This is a genomic window from Buttiauxella sp. BIGb0471 (assembly GCF_024807715.1).
Lineage (GTDB): Bacteria > Pseudomonadota > Gammaproteobacteria > Enterobacterales > Enterobacteriaceae > Buttiauxella > Buttiauxella agrestis.
This window is the reverse complement of the sequence record NZ_JANUEU010000008.1, coordinates 23,183-47,113: the sequence shown is the minus strand read 5'-3', so window position 1 is coordinate 47,113 and position 23,931 is coordinate 23,183. Positions and strand designations below refer to the sequence as shown.

At 51.8% G+C, this 23,931-nt stretch carries 20 protein-coding genes; 8 read left to right on the top strand and 12 right to left on the bottom strand.

The window, feature by feature from the left end:
* Positions 1–13 precede the first annotated feature (13 nt).
* Positions 14–865, bottom strand: a complete 852-nt coding sequence (locus M2371_RS19940) for an MIP/aquaporin family protein (RefSeq protein WP_172895973.1) — start codon at positions 863–865, stop codon at positions 14–16.
* A gap of 444 nt (positions 866–1,309) precedes the next feature.
* Here M2371_RS19940 and zapB point away from each other — a divergent pair, with 444 nt between their 5' ends.
* Positions 1,310–1,549, top strand: a complete 240-nt coding sequence (gene zapB, locus M2371_RS19935; RefSeq protein ID WP_064561531.1) for a septal ring assembly protein ZapB — start codon at positions 1,310–1,312, stop codon at positions 1,547–1,549.
* A 58-nt stretch (positions 1,550–1,607) separates the two neighbouring features.
* Here the strand turns inward: zapB and rraA are convergent, their stop codons facing one another.
* The 7 genes from rraA to priA all read right to left on the bottom strand — a co-directional run bounded on the left by rraA (position 1,608) and on the right by priA (position 9,637).
* Positions 1,608–2,093, bottom strand: a complete 486-nt coding sequence (rraA, locus tag M2371_RS19930; RefSeq protein WP_034500052.1) for a ribonuclease E activity regulator RraA — start codon at positions 2,091–2,093, stop codon at positions 1,608–1,610.
* Positions 2,094–2,185: 92 nt separating this feature from the next.
* Entirely contained in the window at positions 2,186–3,115 is a 930-nt protein-coding gene (gene menA, locus M2371_RS19925; protein ID WP_259268533.1) for a 1,4-dihydroxy-2-naphthoate polyprenyltransferase, read from the bottom strand.
* Between the two features lie 76 nt (positions 3,116–3,191).
* Complete coding sequence (hslU, locus tag M2371_RS19920) at positions 3,192–4,526, bottom strand: HslU--HslV peptidase ATPase subunit (RefSeq protein WP_034461420.1); 1,335 nt, start codon at positions 4,524–4,526, stop codon at positions 3,192–3,194.
* Between the two features lie 9 nt (positions 4,527–4,535).
* Positions 4,536–5,066, bottom strand: a complete 531-nt coding sequence (hslV, locus tag M2371_RS19915) for an ATP-dependent protease subunit HslV (protein ID WP_034461419.1) — start codon at positions 5,064–5,066, stop codon at positions 4,536–4,538.
* A 90-nt stretch (positions 5,067–5,156) separates the two neighbouring features.
* Positions 5,157–6,152: a cell division protein FtsN gene (gene ftsN / locus M2371_RS19910; protein ID WP_259268532.1), complete on the bottom strand. Its 996-nt coding sequence runs from the start codon at positions 6,150–6,152 to the stop codon at positions 5,157–5,159.
* An 89-nt stretch (positions 6,153–6,241) separates the two neighbouring features.
* Positions 6,242–7,276, bottom strand: a complete 1,035-nt coding sequence (gene cytR, locus M2371_RS19905) for a DNA-binding transcriptional regulator CytR (RefSeq protein WP_259268531.1) — start codon at positions 7,274–7,276, stop codon at positions 6,242–6,244.
* A 165-nt stretch (positions 7,277–7,441) separates the two neighbouring features.
* On the bottom strand, positions 7,442–9,637 hold the full coding sequence (priA, locus tag M2371_RS19900) for a primosomal protein N' (protein ID WP_259268530.1): 2,196 nt from the start codon (positions 9,635–9,637) through the stop codon (positions 7,442–7,444).
* A gap of 208 nt (positions 9,638–9,845) precedes the next feature.
* Here priA and rpmE point away from each other — a divergent pair, with 208 nt between their 5' ends.
* Positions 9,846–10,061, top strand: coding sequence for a 50S ribosomal protein L31 (gene rpmE / locus M2371_RS19895; protein ID WP_034500060.1), 216 nt, complete (start codon positions 9,846–9,848; stop codon positions 10,059–10,061).
* A gap of 72 nt (positions 10,062–10,133) precedes the next feature.
* Here the strand turns inward: rpmE and metJ are convergent, their stop codons facing one another.
* The gene (gene metJ, locus M2371_RS19890; protein WP_034461414.1) at positions 10,134–10,451 is read right to left on the bottom strand and encodes a met regulon transcriptional regulator MetJ; all 318 of its coding nucleotides are present in this window, start codon (positions 10,449–10,451) and stop codon (positions 10,134–10,136) included.
* A 262-nt stretch (positions 10,452–10,713) separates the two neighbouring features.
* Here metJ and metB point away from each other — a divergent pair, with 262 nt between their 5' ends.
* The 4 genes from metB (at position 10,714) to katG (ending at position 17,852) form a co-directional block, all read left to right on the top strand.
* The gene (gene metB / locus M2371_RS19885) at positions 10,714–11,874 is read left to right on the top strand and encodes a cystathionine gamma-synthase (RefSeq protein ID WP_034500061.1); all 1,161 of its coding nucleotides are present in this window, start codon (positions 10,714–10,716) and stop codon (positions 11,872–11,874) included.
* A 2-nt stretch (positions 11,875–11,876) separates the two neighbouring features.
* Positions 11,877–14,309, top strand: coding sequence for a bifunctional aspartate kinase/homoserine dehydrogenase II (locus M2371_RS19880; RefSeq protein ID WP_259268529.1), 2,433 nt, complete (start codon positions 11,877–11,879; stop codon positions 14,307–14,309).
* 221 nt (positions 14,310–14,530) lie between these two features.
* Positions 14,531–15,421 carry a methylenetetrahydrofolate reductase gene (gene metF / locus M2371_RS19875; protein ID WP_034500064.1) on the top strand — a complete coding sequence of 297 codons (891 nt, stop codon included), beginning with the start codon at positions 14,531–14,533 and terminating at the stop codon, positions 15,419–15,421.
* Between the two features lie 244 nt (positions 15,422–15,665).
* A complete protein-coding gene (gene katG / locus M2371_RS19870; RefSeq protein ID WP_034500066.1) occupies positions 15,666–17,852 on the top strand; it encodes a catalase/peroxidase HPI in 2,187 nt (728 codons plus the stop codon).
* Positions 17,853–17,905: 53 nt separating this feature from the next.
* Here the strand turns inward: katG and M2371_RS19865 are convergent, their stop codons facing one another.
* From M2371_RS19865 to ptsP, 3 genes are read right to left on the bottom strand one after another with little or no spacing between them, the layout of a single operon-like run.
* Positions 17,906–19,009 (bottom strand): glycerol dehydrogenase, encoded by a 1,104-nt coding sequence (locus M2371_RS19865; RefSeq protein WP_259268528.1) that lies wholly within the window; start codon positions 19,007–19,009, stop codon positions 17,906–17,908.
* A gap of 12 nt (positions 19,010–19,021) precedes the next feature.
* On the bottom strand, positions 19,022–19,684 hold the full coding sequence (gene fsa, locus M2371_RS19860; protein ID WP_259268527.1) for a fructose-6-phosphate aldolase: 663 nt from the start codon (positions 19,682–19,684) through the stop codon (positions 19,022–19,024).
* A gap of 11 nt (positions 19,685–19,695) precedes the next feature.
* On the bottom strand, positions 19,696–22,197 hold the full coding sequence (ptsP, locus tag M2371_RS19855) for a phosphoenolpyruvate--protein phosphotransferase (protein ID WP_259268526.1): 2,502 nt from the start codon (positions 22,195–22,197) through the stop codon (positions 19,696–19,698).
* Between the two features lie 308 nt (positions 22,198–22,505).
* Between ptsP and M2371_RS19850 the strand changes: the two genes are divergently transcribed.
* Positions 22,506–23,588 (top strand): PTS fructose transporter subunit EIIC, encoded by a 1,083-nt coding sequence (locus M2371_RS19850; protein ID WP_259268525.1) that lies wholly within the window; start codon positions 22,506–22,508, stop codon positions 23,586–23,588.
* A gap of 20 nt (positions 23,589–23,608) precedes the next feature.
* Positions 23,609–23,929 carry a PTS fructose-like transporter subunit IIB gene (locus tag M2371_RS19845; RefSeq protein WP_259268524.1) on the top strand — a complete coding sequence of 107 codons (321 nt, stop codon included), beginning with the start codon at positions 23,609–23,611 and terminating at the stop codon, positions 23,927–23,929.
* Positions 23,930–23,931: the final 2 nt, after the last annotated feature.

Genomic DNA, 23,931 nt, shown 5'->3' with positions numbered 1-23,931 from the left:
CCTGAAGTCAGTCTTACAAAGAAGCATTTTGTTGCGTGGAGGTGCTGGATTTCTCTTTATCTTCAACACATACATCGCAAGGTAAATGGTGGCCAATCAACTTACGGTAGCCAAACGCGCCAAGCGCTGCGCCTACTATTGGGCCAAATACGGGCACCAGGAAGTAAGGAATATCGCGCCCACCCGTAAAGGCAACATCGCCCCAACCCGCGAGCCATGCAAACAGTTTCGGACCGAAGTCACGCGCAGGGTTCATGGCAAAGCCGGTGAGCGGTCCCATTGATGCGCCGATAACCGCAATCAACAAGCCAATCAGCAACGGTGCTAATGGGCCACGTGGAATGCCGTTGCCATCATCAGTCAGAGCCAGGATAACGCCCATCAAAATGGCGGTAATCACCATCTCTACGGCAAACGCCTGAATCAAATTGATGTGTGGATTGGGGTAGGTTGAGAAGATACCGGCCAAATCCAGGCTTTCTACGCTGCCGCGCACCATATGATGCGTCTGTTCGTAATCGAGGAATAAATTGTAATACAGGCCATACACCAAAGCTGCGGCGCAGAACGCACCTGCGACTTGTGAAACAATAAACGGAACCACTTTGCGTTTATCGAAGCAGGCGAACAGGCACAATGCGATGGTGACTGCCGGATTGAGGTGCGCACCGGATACCCCTGCGGTCAGGTAGATAGCCATCGCTACCCCCAGCCCCCAGATGATACTAATTTCCCATTGCCCGAAGCTTGCGCCTGCCACTTTTAAGGCGGCAACGCATCCGACACCAAAGAAAATCAACAATGCTGTACCCATGAACTCGGCGATGCACTGACCTTTCAAGGTTGATGGAGCTGTCTGACTCATAATAGGGTCCTGAAGGCAAAATTAATGATTATTGTTTGTTCGGGCATTCCCTGCCGCGCAGGTGCCATGTAGGCGTAGTGTTAATTTATCGTTAACGAACATAAACGAGAAATATCGAACCTTAAATTTGTGTGGCTCGTCATAAAAATGAGCGATTTCGCGTTATTATGTGCGCATTATCACCCAAAAATGACAACGCAAACGCGCACGTTAATCTTCAGTGCATTAACAAATAGTGATTTTAAGCCGCCCTGTCGTTCGGTATATGCCGAAAAACGTTATGTTACGCAAAGAGCGCTTGAACTCGCTGGACACGGGTACTCACGCTACTTACAATCGAGACACGCTGCGTGGTGCGCATATATTCATAAGGTGTCTTCGGGGAATATCCGGGACGGGGATTTAGACATCCATCAACGCCTTGCAATTCAGGAGAGGTTCGAAATGTCATTTGAAGTGTTTGAGAAACTGGAAGCAAAAGTACAGCAGGCGATTGATACCATTACCCTGCTGCAGATGGAAATCGAAGAACTGAAAGAGACGAACACCAATCTGTCTCAGCAAGTTCAGCAATCTCAGAGCAATCATGAAGAATTAGTACGCGAAAACAATTCTCTGAAAGAGCAACAGCACGTGTGGCAGGATCGTCTGCACGCCCTGCTGGGTAAGATGGAAGAAGTGTAAGACCACAGCTTCAATAAAAACGGGCGCCCCAGGGCGCCCGTTTTGTTATTCGATTTTGTTACTCAATATCGAGGGGATCTTCGGAAAGGATAATGCCGGTGTTATCCGCATACAGATGGTCGCCGGAGAAGAATGTCACGCCGCCAAAGTTAACGCGCACGTCACTTTCGCCAACGCCAACACCCGCAGAGCCAACAGGAATGGCGGCAATTGCCTGAATACCAATATCCAGTTCTTCCAGGTCATCGACCTGGCGCACGGCACCGTATACCACAATGCCTTCCCACTCGTTTTGAGTCGCCAGACGGGCAAGTTCTGCGTCAATCAACGCGCGGCGAACTGAGCCACCGCCATCAATCACCAGCACTCGGCCACGGCCATTTTGTTCGAGCAGATCATACAACAATCCGTTGTCCTCGAAACATTTCACCGTGATGATTTGCCCGCCAAAGGACGACCGCCCACCGAAATTGGAAAACAGCGGTTCAACGACGTTGACATCTTCCTGGTAGATGTCGCAAAGCTCGGAAGTATCATATTTCATAGGATTAAGATTCTGTTGCTGCACGAGTTGTCAGTATATCGCTTAATGTTAACTGTTGGCAAAATCATCAATTGTTAATTGATATTTGTCAGCTAAAACGACACCGTACTGAGCACAACTCCTATCGCAAACAATAGGTTAGTCAACAACGCGGCTTTTACCGTGCGCTCGAGCATGGGACGCATCGCGAGCGGATCCCTTTCGCGCAGCACAAACAGGGTCTGCTTAATCAGAAGCGGTGCTGCCAGCACAAACAGCCAACCCCACAGACTTTGTAGCCACACCAGATTAAACACGGCCAGGCAGGCCAGAGCGCCCATCAGCAGGCAGGCGTGATAACGACGAGCCTGTGCTGGCCCCAGACGCACCGCCAGCGTGTTTTTACCGTTTTCACGGTCGCTGTCGATATCGCGCAAATTATTGATGTTAAGCACGGCGGTCGCTAACAGCCCACACGCGGTTGCAGGTAAAAAGACTAAAGGCGCGAGAGAGTGCGCTTGTAGATACCAGGTTCCTGCCACGCTCAGCCAGCCGAAAAACACCAGCACCGAAATATCACCAAGCCCCATGTAACCATACGGACGTGTGCCGACGGTGTAGGTGATGGCCGCGATGATTGCCAGTAAACCTAAAGCCAGGAAGCCGAGGAAATCTGCCAGCGTACGGCAGGCAACGGCCACCAGGGCCAGGCCAGAAAGACAAATTAGTACCACGGTGATCATCAGCGCCTTTTTCATTTGCGCCTGAGTAATCACTCCTTTTTGCATCCCGCGCAATGGCCCGATACGATCTTCTTTGTCGCTGCCTTTTACCGCATCGCCGTAATCATTCGCCAGATTTGAGAGGATTTGCAGTAACCCCGCAGTCAACAATGCCAACAATGCGATTGCAGGGTTAAACACGCCTTGCCAGAAAGCCAATGCCGAGCCACAAACAATTGAGGCAAATGCCAGAGGTAACGTGCGTGGGCGCAGGCTTTCAAGCCAGGCCTGAGTGGTGCTTACAGAGTGCGATTCGCTCATAGTTCTCTCTGTTAGATATAAAAAAATGGAGGGCATAAGCCCTCCATTTCAAATGAAGAAAATACGTTGAGCGGGATTATAGGATAAAACGGCTCAAGTCTTCATCTGCTACTAACTCATCCAGATGTTTACTGACATATTCGCCATCGATCAGGATGGATTGGCCGTTCATCTCGCTGGCATCATAAGAGATATCTTCGACCAGACGTTCCAGCACAGTGTGCAGACGACGCGCACCGATGTTTTCAGTCGATTCGTTCACTTGCCATGCGGCTTGAGCAATACGACGAATACCATCTTCGGTGAAGTCGATATTCACGCCCTCTGTGCCCAACAGCGCTTTGTACTGCACAGTGATCGACGCGTTTGGCTCAGTCAGAATACGCTCGAAATCTTCAACAGTCAGCGCTTGTAATTCCACACGAATTGGCAGACGACCCTGCAATTCTGGAATCAAATCAGACGGGCTTGCTACCTGGAATGCGCCAGATGCGATAAACAGAATATGGTCAGTTTTGACCATACCGTGTTTAGTCGAAACGGTGCAGCCTTCAACCAGCGGCAGCAAATCACGCTGCACACCTTCACGAGACACATCCGGGCCGGAGCTGTTGCCACCGCGCTTACAGATTTTATCGATCTCATCGATAAACACGATGCCATGTTGCTCAACGGCATCAATTGCGTCTTGCTTAAGCTCTTCCGGGTTCACCAGTTTCGCAGCTTCTTCTTCAATCAGAAGTTTCATCGCGTCTTTGATTTTCAGCTTGCGTGGTTTTTGCTTCTGGCCGCCGAGATTCTGGAACATGGACTGCAACTGGCTGGTCATTTCTTCCATGCCAGGAGGAGCCATAATTTCAACGCCCATCGGTGCCGCAGCCAGATCGATTTCAATTTCTTTATCGTCCAGTTGGCCTTCACGCAATTTCTTACGGAAAGACTGACGCGCCGCAGATGGCTCAGGTGCAGTTTCGTTTTGGCCCCAGTTGTTTTTAGCTGGCGGGATCAGCACATCAAGAATGCGCTCTTCTGCCATTTCTTCAGCACGATAGCGGTTTTTCTCGATGGATTGCAGACGCACCATTTTCATCGCGGAATCAGTCAGATCGCGGATGATAGAATCCACTTCTTTACCCACATAGCCGACTTCGGTGAATTTGGTCGCTTCAACTTTGATAAACGGCGCGTTAGCCAGTTTTGCCAGACGGCGGGCGATTTCGGTTTTACCTACGCCAGTTGGGCCGATCATCAGAATGTTTTTTGGCGTAACTTCATGACGCAGCTCTTCATCAAGCTGCATACGGCGCCAGCGGTTACGCAGCGCAATCGCCACGGAACGCTTGGCATTGTCCTGGCCAATGATGTGTTTGTTCAGTTCGCTGACAATTTCGCGTGGAGTCATTTCAGACATGGGGATTCCTTACGCCTTAGACGCTAATTCTTCAATAGTATGGAAATGGTTGGTGTAGATGCAGATATCACCGGCGATCCCCAGCGATTTCTCTACGATGTCACGAGCACCTAGTTCAGTATTTTCAAGAAGCGCACGTGCCGCAGCCTGGGCATAAGGGCCGCCTGAACCAATTGCAATCAGGTCATCTTCTGGTTGGATAACATCACCATTACCGGTGATGATTAGAGAGGCGTTTTCGTCAGCGACTGCAAGCAGAGCTTCTAGTTTGCGCAGCATACGGTCGGTACGCCAGTCTTTTGCCAGTTCAACCGCGGCTTTCACCAGGTGGCCCTGGTGCATTTCAAGCTTGCGTTCAAACAGTTCGAATAGGGTGAAGGCATCCGCAGTGCCGCCAGCAAAGCCAGCAATCACTTTGTCGTTATACAAACGACGTACTTTTTTGACGTTGCCTTTCATTACAGTATTGCCGAGCGTGGCCTGACCATCACCACCGATTACGACATGGCCGTTACGGCGCACACTTACTATTGTTGTCACGAGCAGACCCCTTATTGCATCAGCTAAATAAGTACCCCGACATTTTATCGGGGCTGAATGCAATTATAGATGGGGGGGATTTTGGGGGTTTCAACCCCCAGTGCCAAGACGAATACAGTTAGAGTGACCCGCCATCTTCAGACGATTGATCGTTCCATCAGCATTGTCTTTGCCTTTGATTGGGCCAATGACGACGCGGTTCCAACCATTGTTGGTGGTAATCCGGGAATCAAAGCCTTCAAATGCAAGCTGTGCACGAACGGTTTCCGCCTGCTCGCTGCCTTTAAACGAGCCGCACTGAACCATCCAGCGTTTCTCATCCTTTGGCTTCTCCTGAACTGCCGGAGCTTGTTTCGCTACTTCCTCACGGGTAATCGGAGCCGCCTTCGGCTGCGCGGATTCACGCGGTTGTGTCACCGGCTGTGCGGCACGCTGCTGAGTGTTATGTGGCGGCGTTTGCAACAAATCCTGGTACGGCTGTTGTGCCGTTGTTGTGGTGCGCGACTGCTGCTGAACAGTACGAGGCTGTTGCGCGGCAGGTTGAGACTGTGGCTGTACCGTACGCGTCTGCGGTGCAACTTGTTGCGCAGTGAATTGCTGTTGCTGCTGAATCACTTTCTGGCGCTGAAGTGTGTTCTGACGCTGCTCTGGTGTCTGTTCGTTCCAGGGGACTTCATTGAGCTGCGTCGGTTGTTGGCGCATATCTGCCTGCATTTGCTCCAGCAACTGGCGCTGTTCACTGGTGAGCTGATCTTTATTTTGCACTTCACCACCGGCAGAAGGCTCGGTAGGGGCGCGCACACCCGTCTGACGGTTTTCCAGTTCTTTGATATAACGCCAGCGTTCTTCGGGTTTAGGTGGCAGGCCGTTACCTGTGACTTTATGCCCAGGCAGGGCTTCGCTTTCATCTTTTTTGTGATGAGTAATGAAGTACAGGGCACCAATAAAGGTCACCAGAACGGCTGCCGCGATAGCGACCATCGTCGGCGAAACGGATGGCATGCTGCGTTGCTTGCTACGGGTGTTACTTTTCTTACGCCGCGTACCTGCCGATTGCCCGCGGCGTACATAATCTCGTTGTGCCACTATTGATTCGCTATATTTTTTTCGTTTATCAGCCCGCCATGTTACTTAATGGGCATCCCTTTGACCAGAATCCAGTGTCCTAAAGCGGGTCATTTTCTATTGCCAGGTGCGCTGGTAGAGCCTCGTTCAATCAGCTCGCAATCCAGTAAACGCGAGCCACTACTTACGGCGTGACCGTTTAGCTGATCCAAAAGCAGTAGCATAGCCTCCCGCCCGATATCGAAACGGGGTTGGGCGACGGTAGTCAGCGGTGGGTCACAGAACTGTGAAAGTGCAATGTCATCAAAGCCCATAATTGATAAATCTTCTGGCACGCGCAAGCCGCTACGTTTGGCTTGAGACAACGCGCCCAGCGCCATGACGTCGCTATGGCAGAAAACTGCGGTCGGCGGATTAGGCAGCGCCAGGAGTTGCGCCAAAGCTGCCGCACCGGCTTCGTACGTAAAATTACCGCGCGCGATATAATGCGGATCGACCACCGCTCCCGTACGACGCAATGCCTGCACGTATCCTTGTAAGCGATAATGGCAAAGTGGCATTTCTTCCGGGCCAGCGATACAGGCTATTTTCTGATGTCCGAGCTGCTGCAAATAATAAACAGCGTTGAACGCAGCGGTCAGGTTATCAATATGAACCGTTGGTAGCTCGAGTTCGGGAGCAAATTCGTTCGCCATTACCATTGGCGGTAAATTGCGTTGTTCTTCAATGCTGGCATCAAAGGGCAACCGTGAACCGAGCAGCAACATGCCATCAATCTGCTTAGTGATGATCAGGTTGATGAAGGTTTTTTCCTGCTGATTTTGATGAGCGCAATCGCCAATCAACACCAGGTAGCCTTGCTCGGCTGCGGTCACTTCAATTCCGCGAATAATTTCGCTAAAGAAGGGATCACAAATATCCGGGACAATAACCAGAATGGTGCGTGACTCATTACGCTTTAAATTTCGCCCCAGGGAATGGGGTAAATAGCCAACGGCAATTGCCGCTTGTTCCACACGACTTCGAGTGCTTTGCGATACTTTGTCCGGGTTCATTAACGCCCTGGACACTGTTGCCGTTGAGACTTTCGCCTGTACAGCAACATCTTTCATGGTTGCATTGGCAACCTGATTCTTCGGCTTCAACTTCTTCTCCTCGCGTGCACTTTACAGGTGCTGACAACGTCCCTGGTGTCTGACCATGTCCACATTCTTAGCAGAAATTGATGCCGGTTAGTTACAGTTATTTCATTAAAAGTGTGATGGTTGTTGAATTTTTCGATCTGCTTCGCATATCCACAGGGCTTTGTGCTAGCCGTCTGTCGGGTCAACATCCAGCATCCACTTCACTTTACGTGATTCCGGTAACGTATTGACCAGTTTCAATGAATGGCTAACGAGGCGCTGCAGGCGAGCGCGGGAAGGGTGTTGCAGGAGTATTTGCCAGCGAAAACGCCCGCCGCGTTTAGGTTGCAAACACGGCACCGGCCCCATTATCCACAACTGATCATCTCTTAACGGGCTGGATTCCAGCAGGTTCCGTAACTGCTGCAAAAAGAGGGGAGCCTGATGGTTATTCTGATCTTCCGCACGGAACATGATGTGGCTGGTAAATGGCGGCAAGAAGACTGTTTTGCGTTCCGTGAGCGCCTGGCTTGCGAAATCGTCGTAGCCTTTTGTGAGCAACGTTTGTAATAAAGGATGCTCAGGGTGGTGAGTTTGCAGCAGAACTTCACCTTGTTTACCGGCTCGCCCGGCACGGCCTGATACCTGAATATAAAGCTGCGCAAAACGTTCCGCTGCCCGGAAGTCAGCTGAAAATAGCGCACCGTCGACATCCAACAACGCAACCAGTGTCACATCCGGGAAGTGATGGCCTTTCGCCAGCATTTGCGTACCAATCAAAATGCGTGCGCCGCCACGATGGACTTCTGCCAACTGTTGCTCAAGTGCACCTTTGCGGCTGGTGGTGTCGCGGTCGATGCGTGAAATTGGTACGCCCGGAAACTCAGGCTCAAGGCTGTGCTCAAGCTGCTCCGTTCCCATACCAACCGGAACCAGGTTGGTAGAACCACAATGCGGGCATTGCTGGGGAATCGCTCTTTGGCTGTCACAATGGTGGCAGCGCAAATGGCGCTGGCCCTGATGGTAAGTGTAATAGTGATCGCAGCGTGGACATTCTGCTATCCAGCCGCATTCATGGCACAGCAAAGCCGGGGCAAATCCTCGGCGGTTCAGGAACAGAATTACCTGATTATCGGCTTTCAGGTGCTGGCCAATTTTTTTGATGAGTGCTGGCGCAAGCCCTGATTTTAGCGGCTGACCTTTTAAATCCACCACTTGCTGCGTGGCCGGGCGTGCATTCCCGGCGCGTTTTGTCAGCCGTAACTGGCGATATTTTCCGACCTGAACGTTATGCAGGGTTTCCAGCGCGGGTGTTGCCGAGCCAAGAATAATCGGAATATCTTCTGCGTGAGCGCGATACACGGCTAAATCACGTGCGTGATAGCGCCAGCCTTCTTGCTGCTTATAAGAGCTATCGTGCTCTTCATCAATCACGATCACACCGAGACGGCAAAACGGAGTGAAAAGTGATGAACGCGTGCCAATCACAATCGCCGCTTCGCCACTGCGTGCTTTCAGCCATACCGCGAGGCGTTCGCTATCGTTAAGCCCGGAGTGCAAAACTTCGACCGGCGCGTTAAAACGCTCGCGAAAACGGGCGATAGTTTGCGGCGTTAAACCAATTTCTGGCACCAGAACCAGGGCTTGCTTACCCTGCGCCAGCACGTTTTCCAGCACGCTGAGATAAACTTCGGTTTTGCCTGATCCGGTAATGCCTGCCAGCAACCAGACGGCAAAATGGTCGGCGGAGCTATGAATGGCACCGATGGCGGTGGCCTGCTCGGTGTTGAGCCGTAAACGCTCACCCTCTACCGAATAGCTATCGCGCCAGTCTGCGGCCGACGGCGCAGCACTTTTCAGGTCGCATAAACCTTTGGCTCGCAGCGCTTGTAGCCCGGTCTCGCTGATTTCCAGCTCGCTAACCTGATGACGCCAGATGATGTTTTGCCGTACCGCCGCCAGAGCTTGCTGCTGTTTAGGCGCACGTTTCAGGCTATTAAGGTCTACGGCTTTGCCTTCTTCAGTGGCGAACCAGTACCACAACGGCGCGTGGTGGGCGGGTTTCCCCTGGCGCAGCAAACCCGGTAGTGCGTGGAAGAGCACGTCGCCTAGCGGATGGTGGTAATACTCGGCCGCCCACAGCAGTACGCGCCAGAGCGAATCCGGAAACAACGAAGCGCCATCCAGAACTTCAGCAACAGGCTTTAGCTCGTTGAGAGGCAATTCGCTGTGCTCGCTAACAGAAACAACGATCCCGACAGCCTGTCGTTTACCAAACGGCACCATGACGCGACAGCCTGACGCCACCTGCATTCCAGCAGGAATGAAGTAGTCAAAAGTACGGGCGAGAGGAACCGGTAAAGCGACGTGGGCGACAGGCATTAATTCTTCCGAAATGGTAAAAATGACGAGATAGTGTACACTGTGTGTTCCAGAAAATGCGGATCAGTTTGCATCTACTCGCGGGCTTCTGTATGATTCGCCGCCTTTGATGCGCAGTTTTTGGTGTCAAAAAACCTAATTTATCAACTTCGCGCGGTGTCTGGCGTTAGGGCTGGAAGAGCGGCGCGGCCTTATACAGAGGTTTTCCATGAAAAAGAATATTCACCCGAACTACGCAGAAATTACTGCAAACTGTTCTTGCGGTAATTCTATCAAGATTCGCTCTACCGTGGGTCATGATCTGAACCTGGACGTATGTGGCGAATGCCACCCGTTCTACACTGGCAAGCAGCGTGATGTTGCTACCGGTGGCCGCGTTGACCGCTTCAACAAGCGTTTCAGCGTTCCAGGCGCGAAGAAGTAATTCTTTGCTCTACGGTAGTAAGAAAAAGGCGCCTAACGGCGCCTTTTTTGTTTCTGTCGATCCCGTAAAACCTTAATATTCCCAGGTCTCTGGATCAATCCCCAGCTCGCGCATAATCACTTTTGCCGCTTCAGGAATTTCATCGCTACGCTCTTTGCGCAGGTCTGCATCGTTTGGCAACGGTTGGCCGGTAAACGCGTGCAGGAAAGCTTCGCACAGCAACTCACTGTTTGTTGCGTGACGCAGGTTATTCACCTGGCGACGGGTACGCTCATCGGTGAGGATTTTTAACACCTTCAGAGGAATGGAAACCGTAATTTTCTTTACTTGCTCACTCTTCTTCCCGTGCTCAGCGTAAGGGCTGATATATTCGCCGCTCCATTCAGCCATGAGATACTTAATCCTCTTATCAATGTATTTAGGCCTCCACCGGTCACATGCGCGGCAAAAGCGATTATCTGGTCGTAGTGTAAGCGTTTATTGATCCGCGGTCTGCGGCGCTATCACCCTAAAGCATATAATTTTAACGGCTATTTCGCGTTTGCTCAATCTATACGCAAAGAAGTTTAGATGTCCAGATGTATTGACGTCTAACTCGGCAGTGTTTACTCTGGTGCCTGACCTTTATTCGACCAGCAAGGATTCGAGAGCCATGACGCGCAAACAGGCAACTATCGCAGTACGTAGCGGTTTGAACGATGACGAGCAATACGGCTGCGTTGTCCCACCTATCCACCTTTCCAGCACTTATAATTTCACCGGATTTAACGAACCTCGTGCGCATGACTATTCGCGCCGTGGGAATCCTACGCGTGATGTCGTACAGCGCGCGCTGGCAGAACTGGAAGGCGGAGCGGGCGCGGTGCTGACGAATACCGGTATGTCAGCAATCCATCTGGTCACGACCGTTTTCCTGAAACCTGGCGACCTGCTGGTGGCTCCTCATGACTGCTACGGTGGCAGCTACCGGCTGTTTGATAGCCTGGCAAAACGCGGCGCATATCGCGTTTTGTTTGTTGATCAAGGTGATGAGGCTGCATTAAATGCTGCACTGGCCGAAAAACCGAAGCTGGTGCTGGTCGAAAGCCCAAGTAATCCCTTGTTACGCGTGGTAGATATTGCGAAAATCTGCGCCGCAGCGCGTGAAGCAGGGGCAATCAGCGTGGTGGATAACACCTTCCTGAGCCCGGCTCTGCAAAATCCGCTGGCCCTGGGTGCAGATTTGGTTCTGCATTCTTGTACTAAATACCTGAACGGTCACTCAGATGTGGTCGCAGGTGTTGTAATTGCGAAAGACGCTGAAACCGTGACTGAGCTTGCCTGGTGGGCAAACAACATTGGTGTAACCGGCAGCGCTTTCGATAGCTACCTGCTGCTGCGTGGCCTGCGTACACTCTCACCTCGTATGGAAGTGGCACAACGCAACGCCCAGGCGATTGTTGATTTCCTGCAAACGCAACCGCTGGTGAAAAAGCTGTATCATCCTTCGCTGCCTGAAAACCAGGGCCATGAAATTGCGGCTCGTCAGCAAAAAGGTTTTGGCGCGATGCTGAGTTTTGAATTTAATGGCGACGAGCAAACATTGCGTCGTTTCCTGAGTAGCCTGACTCTCTTCACGTTAGCGGAATCGCTGGGTGGAGTAGAAAGTTTGATTTCACACGCGGCGACGATGACCCATGCGGGCATGGCTCCAGAAGCGCGTGCGGCAGCGGGGATTTCAGAAACCTTGTTGCGTATTTCTACTGGCATTGAAGATAGCGAAGATTTAATTGCTGACCTGGAAAATGCCTTCCGGGTTGCAGCCGAGGGGTAAGCATGAGTGTTTCAGCACCAACAGGGGCGTCGGGTCGTCAACTGCATAAATTTGGCGGCAGTAGTCTGGCAGATGTGAAGTGTTACCTGCGCGTTGCGGGGATCATGGCCGAGTATTCTAAACCTGGCGACATGATGGTGGTTTCTGCCGCCGGCAGCACAACTAACCAGTTGATTAACTGGCTAAAATTGAGCCAAAGCGATCGTCTTTCTGCTCATCAGGTTCAGCAGGCGCTACGTCGTTATCAAAGCGACCTGATTAGCGGCCTGGTGGCAGCTGATGTTGCTGATACTTTGATTGGCCAGTTTATTCACGATCTTGAGCGTCTGGCGGGTTTACTTGACGGCAAAATGACTGACGCGGTGTATGCCGAAGTCGTGGGTCATGGTGAAATTTGGTCTGCACGCCTGATGTCTGCGGTGTTGAATCAATTAGGTCATCCAGCAGCCTGGCTTGATGCGCGTGAATTTATGCGCGCTGAACGCTCGGCGCAACCTCAAGTTAATGAAGGTTTATCCTGGCCGCTGCTGCAAGAATTGATGGCGCAGCATCCACACAAACGCCTCGTGGTTACCGGCTTTATCTGCCGTAACGATGCGGGTGAAACCGTGCTGTTGGGTCGTAACGGTTCTGACTATTCTGCAACGCAGATTGGTGCTCTGGCTGGGGTTTCCCGCGTGACCATCTGGAGTGACGTTGCCGGGGTTTACAGTGCCGACCCACGTAAAGTCAAAGATGCGTGTTTGCTCCCATTGCTACGCCTGGACGAAGCCAGTGAACTGGCGCGTCTTGCCGCTCCCGTGCTGCACGCCCGTACATTGCAGCCCGTTTCAGGTAGTGACATCGATCTGCAATTACGTTGTAGCTATTCACCAGAGCAAGGCTCCACACGTATCGAGCGCGTGCTGGCTTCCGGCACTGGCGCACGCATTGTTACCAGCCACGACGATGTCTGCCTGATTGAACTGGAAGTTGCTCCGCAGCAAGATTTTAAACTGGCGCACAAAGAACTGGATACGCTGTTAAAGCGCGCTCAGATTCGCCCGTTGTCGATTGGTGTTCATCCTGACCGCAATCTGCTCCAGCTTTGCTATACCTCAGAAGTGGCTGGCAGCGTGCTGCAAACCCTTCAGGATGCTAATCTTCCTGGCGAATTACGCCTGCGAGAAGGTCTGGCGCTGGTCGCAATGGTAGGGGCGGGCGTTTGCCGTAATCCACTGCACAGCCACCGCTTCTGGCAGCAACTGAAAGATCAGCCTGTCGAGTTTATCTGGCAGTCAGAAGATGGCATCAGCCTGGTGGCGGTGTTGCGTGTTGGCCCAACCGAAAACCTCATCAAAGGCCTGCATAAATCACTGTTCCGTGCTGAAAAACGTATTGGTCTGGTCCTGTTTGGGAAGGGCAATATCGGCTCGCGCTGGTTAGAACTTTTCTCTCGCGAACAAGAAACCCTTTCAGCTCGCACCGGCTTTGAATTTGTTCTGTCGGGTGTGGTTGATAGCCGCCGCAGCTTGCTGAATTACGAAGGTCTGGACGCCAGTCGTGCGCTCGCCTTCTTCAATGATGAAGCCGTAGAGCAAGATGAAGAGTCATTATTCCAGTGGATGCGTGCGCACCCATATGATGATTTAGTGGTGTTGGATGTGACGGCGAGCGAACAGCTGGCCGACCAATACCTTGATTTCGCCAGCCACGGTTTCCATGTTATCAGCGCCAATAAAGTCGCGGGTGCCAGTACCGGTCAGAAATACCGTGAAATTCGCAACGCGTTTACCAAAACGGGCCGCCACTGGCTTTACAACGCAACCGTAGGCGCGGGCTTGCCGGTGAACCATACCGTGCGTGACTTACGTGAAAGCGGCGATTCTATTCTGGCTATCAGCGGTATTTTCTCGGGTACGCTTTCCTGGCTGTTCCTTCAGTTCGACGGCACTGTTCCATTTACCGATTTAGTTGACCAGGCCTGGCAGCAAGGGCTGACTGAACCCGATCCACGCGTCGATCTCTCCGGGAAAGATGTGATGCGCAAGCTGGTGATTCTGGCTCGTGAAGCGGGTTATGACATCGAGCCCGATCAGGTGCGTGTTGAGTCGCTGGTCACAAGCGGAAGTGAAACGGGTTCCATCGACCATTTCTTCGAAAATGGCGATGAGATCAATGAGCAAATGCTTCAGCGCTTTGAAGCCGCTCAGGAAATGGGGCTGCTTCTGCGCTATGTGGCGCGTTTCGACGCTAACGGTAAAGCGCGTGTTGGTGTGGAAGCGGTACGCCCTGAGCATCCTCTGGCCTCACTGCTGCCGTGCGATAACGTGTTTGCCATCGAAAGCCGCTGGTATCGCGATAACCCACTGGTGATTCGCGGGCCAGGTGCCGGGCGCGATGTGACAGCGGGTGCTATCCAGTCGGATCTCAACCGTCTGGCACAGTTGCTGTAACGATTGCGAAAAAAACCGAGGCCAGCTTTTGCTGGCCTTTTTTAATTATTCACGGCCATCGTGAATAAATTTCAACTTGATTGAGAATTCCTCATTTCTTGTGTTGAATTATCAGTTGACGGCGCCATGCTTTTCCTTCATCTTGCTATCTGGACGTCTAAACGTCTGGATGTAGTAAAACACAACACCACATAATAAAATGCGATTGATGAGGTAAGGGTATGAGCTTTTTTCACGCCAACCAGCGGGAAGCACTGAATCAGAGTCTGGCCGAAGTTGCCGGGCAAATTAACGTTTCCTTTGAATTTTTCCCGCCGCGCACCAGTGAAATGGAACAAACCCTGTGGAGCTCAATTGACCGCCTCAGCAGCCTGAAACCGAAATTTGTCTCCGTAACTTACGGTGCAAACTCTGGCGAACGCGACCGTACCCATAGCATCATCAAAGGCATTAAAGATCGCACTGGCCTGGAAGCTGCCCCGCATTTGACCTGTATCGATGCCACCCGCGAAGAATTGCGCACTATCGCGCAGGACTACTGGAATAACGGCATTCGTCACATCGTCGCTCTGCGCGGCGATTTACCGCCAGGCGGCGGCAAGCCGGATATGTACGCTTCAGATCTGGTCACATTGCTCAAGGACGTCGGTGATTTTGATATCTCCGTCGCCGCTTATCCGGAAGTTCATCCGGAAGCGAAAAGCGCACAGGCTGATTTGATCAACCTGAAGCGTAAAATTGACGCAGGCGCAAACCGCGCAATTACTCAGTTCTTCTTCGATGTGGAAAGCTATCTGCGTTTCCGCGATCGCTGCGCCGCAGCGGGTATCGACGTCGAAATCGTGCCTGGCATTTTGCCGGTGAGTAACTACAAGCAGGCCCATAAATTCGCCACCATGACCAACGTGCGTGTCCCGCACTGGATGGCGCAAATGTTTGAAGGGCTGGATAACGACGCTGAAACGCGCAAAATGGTCGGTGCCAATATTGCGATGGATATGGTGAAAATCCTCAGCCGTGAGGGCGTGAAAGACTTCCATTTCTACACGCTTAACCGTGCAGAAATGAGCTACGCAATTTGCCACACCCTGGGTGTTCGCCCGGCAGTATAATTCTGACAATGGCCCGCAAGGGCCATGACTTTCCGCTGTATATCCATTCCCCCTCTCAATACCCCTTTCATTTCTAATGTTAAGTTTTGAAAGTTTATGTTGCTGTCGACGTTTCTTCGAATCAGTTTTGCTATGTTGCTCATTAGCCAACAGGAAATATCTATCAAATCTGTAGTTTTTTTCATCTATAACTTATCTGCAGAGCCGTATATCCTGGTATTAAAATAGCGAAGGGAGCAGGAAGATGAGCACAAACGAAAACGATCATAATAAGTTGTCGACAGACGCAGGGAAGTGCCCGTTTCATCAGAGCGGAAATGATGAAAGCGCGGGAGCAGGAACAAGCACTCGTGACTGGTGGCCAAAACAACTCCGCGTAGACCTTCTTAATCAGCACTCCAACCGTTCAAATCCTCTTGGCGAAGATTTTGATTACCGCAAAGAATTCAGCAAGCTGGATTATTCTGCGCTGAAAGGTGACCTCAAAGCATTATTAACCGATTCCCAACCCTGGTGGCCTGCTGACTGGGGTAGCTACGCCGGGCTGTTTATTCGTATGGCCTGGCACGGCGCGGGTACTTATCGCGCGGTAGACGGACGCGGCGGTGCCGGTCGTGGGCAACAGCGCTTTGCACCGCTGAACTCCTGGCCGGACAACGTCAGCCTTGATAAAGCTCGTCGCCTGCTGTGGCCTATCAAAAAGAAATATGGCCAGAAAATCTCCTGGGCTGACCTTTATGTGCTGGCAGGTAACGTGGCACTGGAAAACTCCGGCTTCCGTACCTTTGGTTTTGGCGCCGGGCGTGAAGATGTCTGGGAACCTGATCTTGATGTGAACTGGGGTAATGAAAAAGCCTGGCTGGAACATCGTGACCCAGAAGCACTCGCAAAACGCCCATTAGCAGCGACCGAAATGGGGCTGATTTACGTTAACCCTGAAGGGCCAAACGCCAGCGGTGAACCGCTCTCTGCGGCCGCCGCTATTCGTGCCACTTTCGGCAATATGGGAATGAATGACGAAGAAACGGTGGCGCTCATCGCCGGTGGTCATACATTAGGCAAAACCCACGGCGCGGCAGAAGCGACCCATGTGGGCGTCGACCCGGAAGCAGCACCGATTGAATCTCAAGGCTTGGGTTGGACCAGCAGCCACGGGAGTGGTGCAGGTGCGGATGCGATTACTTCTGGTCTGGAAGTTGTCTGGTCACAAACCCCAACGCAGTGGAGCAACTACTTCTTCGAGAACCTGTTTAAATTCGAATGGGTGCAAACGCGCAGCCCTGCTGGCGCCATTCAGTTTGAAGCCGTTGATGCACCTGAAATTATTCCTGATCCCTTTGATCCATCGAAAAAACGCAAGCCGACCATGCTGGTGACTGACCTGACGCTGCGTTTTGACCCTGAATTTGAGAAGATCTCACGTCGTTTCCTTAACGATCCGCAAGCTTTCAACGAAGCTTTTGCCCGCGCATGGTTCAAACTGACGCACCGTGATATGGGGCCGATTGCACGTTACATCGGACCGGAAGTGCCAAAAGAAGAGCTAATTTGGCAAGATCCGCTGCCAAAAGCAGTATTCAGCCCGACTCCGGCAGATATCGATCACCTGAAAGCAGCTATCTCACATTCTGGTTTGTCTGTCGGTGAACTCGTCTCTGTAGCCTGGGCATCAGCGTCCACTTTCCGTGGTGGTGATAAACGTGGTGGTGCCAATGGTGCGCGCCTGGCGTTGGCTCCACAGCGGAGTTGGGATGTGAATGCCATCGCGGCTCGCGTTCTGCCAACGTTGGAAGCGATTCAGAAAGAGGCTGGCAAAGCTTCGCTGGCCGATATCATTGTGCTGGCGGGCGTGGTAGGCGTTGAACAAGCGGCGGAGGCTGCGGGTGTCAGCGTGCGTGTTCCGTTTATTCCTGGGCGTGTGGATGCCAGCCAGGATCAAACTGATATCGAGATGTTCAACCTGCTTGAGCCAGCGGCAGATGGATTCCGTAACTACCGTGCTCGTGTGGATGCGGCAACAACGGAATCACTTCTGATTGATAAAGCGCAGCAACTGACGCTGACTGCCCCGGAACTCACCGTTCTGGTCGGCGGCTTGCGTGGGCTGGGTGCGAATTTCGACGGCGGTAAGCAAGGCGTGTTCACCGATCGTGTAGGTGTTCTCAGCAACGATTTCTTTGTCAATCTGCTGGATATGGGCACCGAATGGAAAGCCACTGATGACTCTTCTGAACTGTTCGAAGGGCGTTGCCGTCAAACGGGTGAAGTGAAACATCTGGCAAGCCGCGCAGACCTGGTCTTTGGCTCAAACTCTGTTCTGCGCGCACTGGCAGAAGTTTATGCCAGCGGCGATGCAAAAGAGAAGTTTGTGAAGGACTTCGTTGCTGCCTGGGTGAAAGTGATGAATCTGGATCGTTTTGACCTGAAGTAAGTTGAGATCGGTAGTGAGAATCCCCGCTTGTGAGCGGGGATTTTTTTATGGCCTTATTCCCATTCTTGCAGGAAACGTTGCCCATATTGGTCAGCAACCAGTAGAGCGGCATACACCTGATCCGGAGTCGCCCCACCAGGCATGTTATGAATGGTTTCACCTTCTGCGCAAGATGCCTGAGCAACACGGCGCATTTTTGCCTCAACATCCTGCTTGATATCCAGTTGAGCCAGCGTTATTGGCAGACCAACGGAGTGGCAGAGTGCTGCGACAGTTTCTATTTCTTCGACCGATGCATTCTCAAGCACGAGCTGCGTCAGCGTTCCGAAAGCGACTTTTTCACCATGATAGTAATGATGCGCATCTGGAATGGCTGTCAGGCCGTTATGCACAGCGTGAGCCGCTGCCAGACCACCACTTTCAAAGCCGACGCCGCTCAGATAAGTATTGGCTTCTATTACGCGCTCAAGAGCCGGGGTCACGACGTGCAACTCAGCAGCAAGCATCGCTTTTTCACCTTCTTCGAGCAGCGTGTTATAGCAAAGTTCAGCGAGCGCTAATGCAGCCTGAGTGCACTTGCCGCCGGCCATTGTGGTTGCGCCGCTGCGTGAGCAGGCTCGCGCTTCGAACCAGGTTGCCATTGCATCGCCAATCCCGGCTGCCAGCATTCGCGCGGGTGCATTCGCCACGATTTGGGTATCAACAATCACCATATTAGGGTTGTTTGGTAGCATCAGATAACGGTCAAACTCACCGGTATCGGTATAGATAACGGAAAGTGCGCTGCAAGGCGCATCGGTGGAGGCAATAGTCGGTGCAATGGCAACCGGCACGCCCATAAAGTGAGCCAAAGCTTTGGCGGTGTCGAGAGTCTTTCCACCCCCGATGCCGAGTACCGCGCTGCACTGTGCTTTTTGCGCAACGCCACGCAAACGGTCGATTTCATTTTGCGAACATTCGCCGCCAAATGGGGCTATTTCCAGCATCAACCCGGCATCTTTAAAGCTTTTTTCCAGCGTAGATTCGGCAAATCCTAAGACAAATTTGTCTCCAACGACTAGCCAACGTTCAGCCATCGGTTTGAGATATTCTCCAATACGCGTGATGGCATCAGCGCCCTGGATGTATTTACCTGGTGATTGAATAATGCGATCCATACTCTATTTCCCTCACAAGTTGATATGACCAAATGCGTTAGCCCAGTCTTGCTCAAACTTAGCTATAGCTGACTCTACCGCAGGGGTATTGAGCATTTGTTGCGCTACATCTAACGGAAGGGTGATCGCTTCGCAGCCTGCCAGTAAGCAGTCCAGCGCCTGGCGTGGTGTTTTGAAACTGGCTGCCAGCACTTTACTTTCGGGCGCGTGAAGATTCAGTAGGGTTTGTAATTCCTGAACCATGCGAATGCCATCGCCTCCCTGCGCATCAACGCGGTTTACATACGGCGCGACGTATTTCGCTCCCGCCAGTGCCGCCAGCAGACCTTGCGACGCGCTGTAAACGGCCGTTCCCAGCGTAGTGATTCCCTGCTTTTTCAGCAGCTTTATTGCAGCCAGCCCCTCTGAGGTGACAGGGATTTTCACCACGATACCCGGAACAGCAGAGCGCAGGCGTTTGGCCTCGTTCACCATGCCCTGAGCATCACGGCTCATGGTCTGGGCAAACAGAATGCCGCCTGCACCGATGGCCTTTTGTAGTCGTGGCAGGACATCCCAGATGGGTTCTTTACTGGCGGCAATAATGCTCGGGTTCGTGGTGACACCTGCTATTGGGAAGACTCGTGCCAGGCGTTCGACTTCTGCTACGTTTGCGGTATCCAGATACAGTTCCATAGTTCGTCCTCTTAGAGTTCTAATTCGTGTTGTAGCAGGCTGGCGATAGCCTCTTCCGAAACGGCGTGAACCAGTGCATGACGAAATTCCTCATGCATGATGCGGCGCGCCAGGCGGGAGAAAATACGCATATGCTGATCGCCTGCGGCGTGTTTATTGAGCGTCAGCATAATGATGAACTGGGCTTCGTCATCACCCCATTTCACTGGGGCCGGAAGCCGTGCCACGCTAATTGTTGATTGTTCGATATGTTCAGATTTGCTGTGTGGTATCGCGAAGCTAAAACCTAAGCCCGTTGAGAACACGGCTTCACGCGCCCACAGGTCGGCTTCTAGTTTGCGTGGATAGCGGCAACGCCCGGCAATCAACAGGTTATCTGTCATGCCTTTAATCACCTCTTCTTTGCTGCGCCAGTCGTTGGTCAGCGAGATGCATTGTGGGGTGATCAGGGGGGCATCTTGCTGAGTCATGCGGAACTGGGCCAGCAGATGTTCGACCTCGAGGGAGGTACGGCAGGCCATCGCCTGGTTAAGCAGCTGGCGGCAGGCTTTGCTGTCAAGCTGTGCCAGGCGTGCTTTCGTGGCCGGAATTGAAGGGGCGCTCATGCTGATTTCATCCAGCCCCAAGCCCACCAGCAACGGTAAAACTGAGCCTTTCGCACCTAGCTCACCACATAGCCCAATCCATTTCCCCTGGCGATGAACCGCCTGTACTGCAAAATCCAGAGCGCGCAAAAATGCTGGATTTAAGCTGTTGTAATGTCGGGTAACTTTCGCATTGTCACGGTCAACTGCCAGCAGATATTGCGTCAAGTCATTGCTGCCAATGCTGAAGAAATCAATCTCCTCGCAGCACTGATCGATGATGAACATCACCGAAGGCACTTCAAGCATGATGCCGAGCGGGATTTTTTCATCAAATGGGATGTGTTCGCTGCGTAGCGACTGTTTTACTTCGGCGAGTTGATCTTTCACCCACAAGATCTCTTCCATTGAGGAGATCATGGGGATCATGATTTTTAATGATCCGTGTGCCGATGCGCGCAAAATGGAGCGTAACTGGCTATGGAAAAGCGACAGGTATTCTTGATAAATACGCACGGCACGGTAGCCAAGGAACGGGTTGTTCTCCGCTGGAATATTCAAATACTCCACTGGCTTATCACCGCCGATATCTATCGTGCGTACAATAATGCTGCGCCCATTTGCCCCTTCCAGCGCCTGGCAGTAGATATTGTAAAGTTCGTCTTCCGATGGCGCATGCACGCGGTCCATATACAGCATTTCAGTGCGGAACAGACCAACAGCTTCTGCACCGTTATTAAACGCTGGAGCCGATTCAACACAATGAGCAATGTTGGCGGCCACTTCCAGACGAAGACCATCCGCGGTGCGCCCCAACTGGTTGAGCCATTCTTTTTGCTGATCGCGCAGAACTTGCTGCACCCAGGCTTCTTGTTGGTAATAGCGTTTTACCGAATCGGTAATATTGACGACGATGAGACCAAGATCGCCGTCGATTTGCACCGTTTGTTGCAGCCAAGGGCGCAGTGCATCTGTATCCATTCCCACAAGTGTTGGGATATTAAATGAGCGAGCCAGAATCACCGTGTGGGAGGTCGTTCCGCCGCTACGCAGCACAAGCCCTTTGAGCAAGGTCTTATCCAATTCCAGAAACTGACTAGGTGTAATTTCATCTGCTACACAGATGGCTTCCTGCTGTAACTTGCCGGGCGTTGGGAAGCGCGTTTCACCGTAAATATGCTGTAACAGCTGGAAGCAGACATCCCGGACATCAAGTACACGCTCTTGCAGATACACACTTTCTGATTGGGAAAACTGAGCGCAAAAGTATGCTGCTGTTTTCACTACTGCTGCCGCACAACTTGCACCTGCGTGTATCTGTTCCAGAAGCTGCGTGCGTAATGAAATATCACTCGCAAGGGAGCGATGTGCTTCAAGAATAGCGCTAGCCGTACCGTCGCTGGCGAGCTGACGGAGATTGATAGCTCTTAGCAATTGCTCAAGCCCGCTCTCAAGTGCCGTTTGTTCCACGTCAATGCTTCGTGCCGCAGGCAAATCCCCTAGTTTGTTCAAATCAAGTGAAGCGAGCGGAATGAGGATTCCGCTGGCACTTCCGCCACACACCGGATTTGCACGGAAGAAGGAGGGATTCAGGCGTGAGAGGGATTCTGGAACAGGAGCTATTTCGCTGTTTTGTGCTTCCGGTAGTGGGGCGTCACAGTGAGGAAACTCATCTTTTATGAAGGTGGAAAGCGTGGCGAAAGCATGATCTTCATCGTTACCTGCGACCCGAATTTGGCAGTCGTCCCCTTTTAATGTCCCTGTTCCGATAAGCGACAATGCACTTTTTGCATCACCATGACGATCGGTGCGCAAGTTATGCCATTCAATTGTTGAGGAAAACTGATTGCACAGTGTTTCAACAAGACTGGCGGGGCGGGCATGTACTCCGTTTGGTAAATCACAGCGGAAATGAATAACCAGTGCCATAGAAGTTCTCCTGAACCAACTCAATACAATGACTACAGAATAAGTGGCCTTTGTCATGAGTCGCCATGAGACAAAACTGTCAAAAACTGGATAAATGTATTGTGTATGGGTATTTGCGAGATTCCTCACAAAACCTGATTAAGCAAGTAATGAAACCAGTAATGTTAAGTTTTGAGGCGGATCGCATTTCTATTTTCGTATTACAAAAATCCAGTAAATGACGTTTTTATCCACTGTCTGTCGCTGCTCGGATTGCCTATTGTGTTCCCAATATTTTGGACATATGCCGCTAAGGCCGGGAGTGCTTTATGAAAGAGTTGGTCCAGATCCTCAAAAACACGCGACAGCATTTAATGACCGGTGTGTCGCATATGATTCCCTTCGTGGTGGCAGGCGGTATTTTGCTGGCTGTTTCCGTCATGCTCTATGGCAAAGGTGCTGTGCCAGATGCTCTGAGCGACCCCAATCTGAAAAAACTGTTTGATATAGGCGTTGCAGGTTTAACGCTGATGGTTCCGTTCCTCGCGGCCTACATCGGCTATTCAATTGCAGAGCGTTCTGCGCTTGCCCCTTGTGCAATAGGTGCCTGGGTGGGGAACAGTTTTGGGGCCGGGTTCTTTGGCGCAATCATTGCCGGGATCATCGGCGGCATTGTTGTCTTCTATATCAAGAAAATCCCGGTGCCCAAAATACTGCGCTCGGTGATGCCCATTTTTGTCATTCCTATTGTCGGCACCTTTATTACTGCGGGCATCATGATGTGGGGTTTAGGAGAACCCGTCGGTGCGCTGACCGGTAATCTGACTCACTGGCTACAAGGGATGCAGCAAGGCAGCATTGTAGTTCTGGCGGTGATCATGGGTCTGATGCTGGCCTTTGATATGGGTGGGCCGGTTAACAAAGTGGCTTACGCCTTTATGCTGATATGCGTCGCACAAGGCGTGTATAGCGTGGTGGCTATTGCTGCTGTTGGAATCGCTGTTCCGCCATTAGGGCTTGGCCTCGCAACGCTGATGAATCGCAAGAATTTTAGTAGTGAAGAGCGTGAAGCAGGCAAGGCGGCATTGGTCATGGGATGTGTTGGCGTGACTGAAGGAGCGATTCCGTTTGCGGCTGCCGATCCGTTACGCGTTATACCTTCCATCATGCTCGGGTCTGCATGTGGGGCGACCACTGCCGCACTCATGGGAACGCAATGCTATGCAGGCTGGGGCGGATTAATTGTGCTGCCGGTTGTTGAAGGCAAGTTTGGCTTTGTTCTTGCGTTGTTGGTGGGTGCAGTCGTCACCGCAGTCTGCGTGAATCTTTTGAAAACGTATGCCCGTAAAAAGCAGACTGATACACCCGCGAAAGCAGAAGACGATTTAGATCTGGATTTTGAAATTAACTGATTGATAAAAAGGAATTAACCATGACGAAGATTATTGCTGTTACTGCTTGCCCATCAGGTGTTGCTCATACCTACATGGCTGCTGAGGCACTCGAAAGTGCCGCTAAAGCAAAAGGCTGGGAAGTGAAAGTGGAAACTCAAGGCTCAATCGGGCTTGAAAATGAACTGACCGCTGATGATGTCGCCAGTGCGGATATGGTGATTCTGACCAAGGATATAGGCATCAAAATGGAAGAGCGCTTTGCCGGTAAAAAGATTGTGCGCGTCAATATTAGTGATGCCGTGAAACGTGCCGACGCCATCATGAGCAAGATTGAAGCCCATCTGGCACAAACCGCCTGAGC

Bases quoted from the DNA above. Each gene is read 5' to 3' on its own strand.
- M2371_RS19940 (WP_172895973.1), bottom strand. From the start codon at position 865: ATGAGTCAGACAGCTCCATCAACCTTGAAAGGTCAGTGCATCGCCGAG.
- zapB (WP_064561531.1), top strand. From the start codon at position 1,310: ATGTCATTTGAAGTGTTTGAGAAACTGGAAGCAAAAGTACAGCAGGCG.
- rraA (WP_034500052.1), bottom strand. From the start codon at position 2,093: ATGAAATATGATACTTCCGAGCTTTGCGACATCTACCAGGAAGATGTC.
- menA (WP_259268533.1), bottom strand. From the start codon at position 3,115: ATGAGCGAATCGCACTCTGTAAGCACCACTCAGGCCTGGCTTGAAAGC.
- hslU (WP_034461420.1), bottom strand. From the start codon at position 4,526: ATGTCTGAAATGACTCCACGCGAAATTGTCAGCGAACTGAACAAACAC.
- priA (WP_259268530.1), bottom strand. From the start codon at position 9,637: ATGCCTGTCGCCCACGTCGCTTTACCGGTTCCTCTCGCCCGTACTTTT.
- rpmE (WP_034500060.1), top strand. From the start codon at position 9,846: ATGAAAAAGAATATTCACCCGAACTACGCAGAAATTACTGCAAACTGT.
- metJ (WP_034461414.1), bottom strand. From the start codon at position 10,451: ATGGCTGAATGGAGCGGCGAATATATCAGCCCTTACGCTGAGCACGGG.
- metB (WP_034500061.1), top strand. From the start codon at position 10,714: ATGACGCGCAAACAGGCAACTATCGCAGTACGTAGCGGTTTGAACGAT.
- M2371_RS19880 (WP_259268529.1), top strand. From the start codon at position 11,877: ATGAGTGTTTCAGCACCAACAGGGGCGTCGGGTCGTCAACTGCATAAA.
- metF (WP_034500064.1), top strand. From the start codon at position 14,531: ATGAGCTTTTTTCACGCCAACCAGCGGGAAGCACTGAATCAGAGTCTG.
- katG (WP_034500066.1), top strand. From the start codon at position 15,666: ATGAGCACAAACGAAAACGATCATAATAAGTTGTCGACAGACGCAGGG.
- M2371_RS19865 (WP_259268528.1), bottom strand. From the start codon at position 19,009: ATGGATCGCATTATTCAATCACCAGGTAAATACATCCAGGGCGCTGAT.
- fsa (WP_259268527.1), bottom strand. From the start codon at position 19,684: ATGGAACTGTATCTGGATACCGCAAACGTAGCAGAAGTCGAACGCCTG.
- ptsP (WP_259268526.1), bottom strand. From the start codon at position 22,197: ATGGCACTGGTTATTCATTTCCGCTGTGATTTACCAAACGGAGTACAT.
- M2371_RS19850 (WP_259268525.1), top strand. From the start codon at position 22,506: ATGAAAGAGTTGGTCCAGATCCTCAAAAACACGCGACAGCATTTAATG.
- M2371_RS19845 (WP_259268524.1), top strand. From the start codon at position 23,609: ATGACGAAGATTATTGCTGTTACTGCTTGCCCATCAGGTGTTGCTCAT.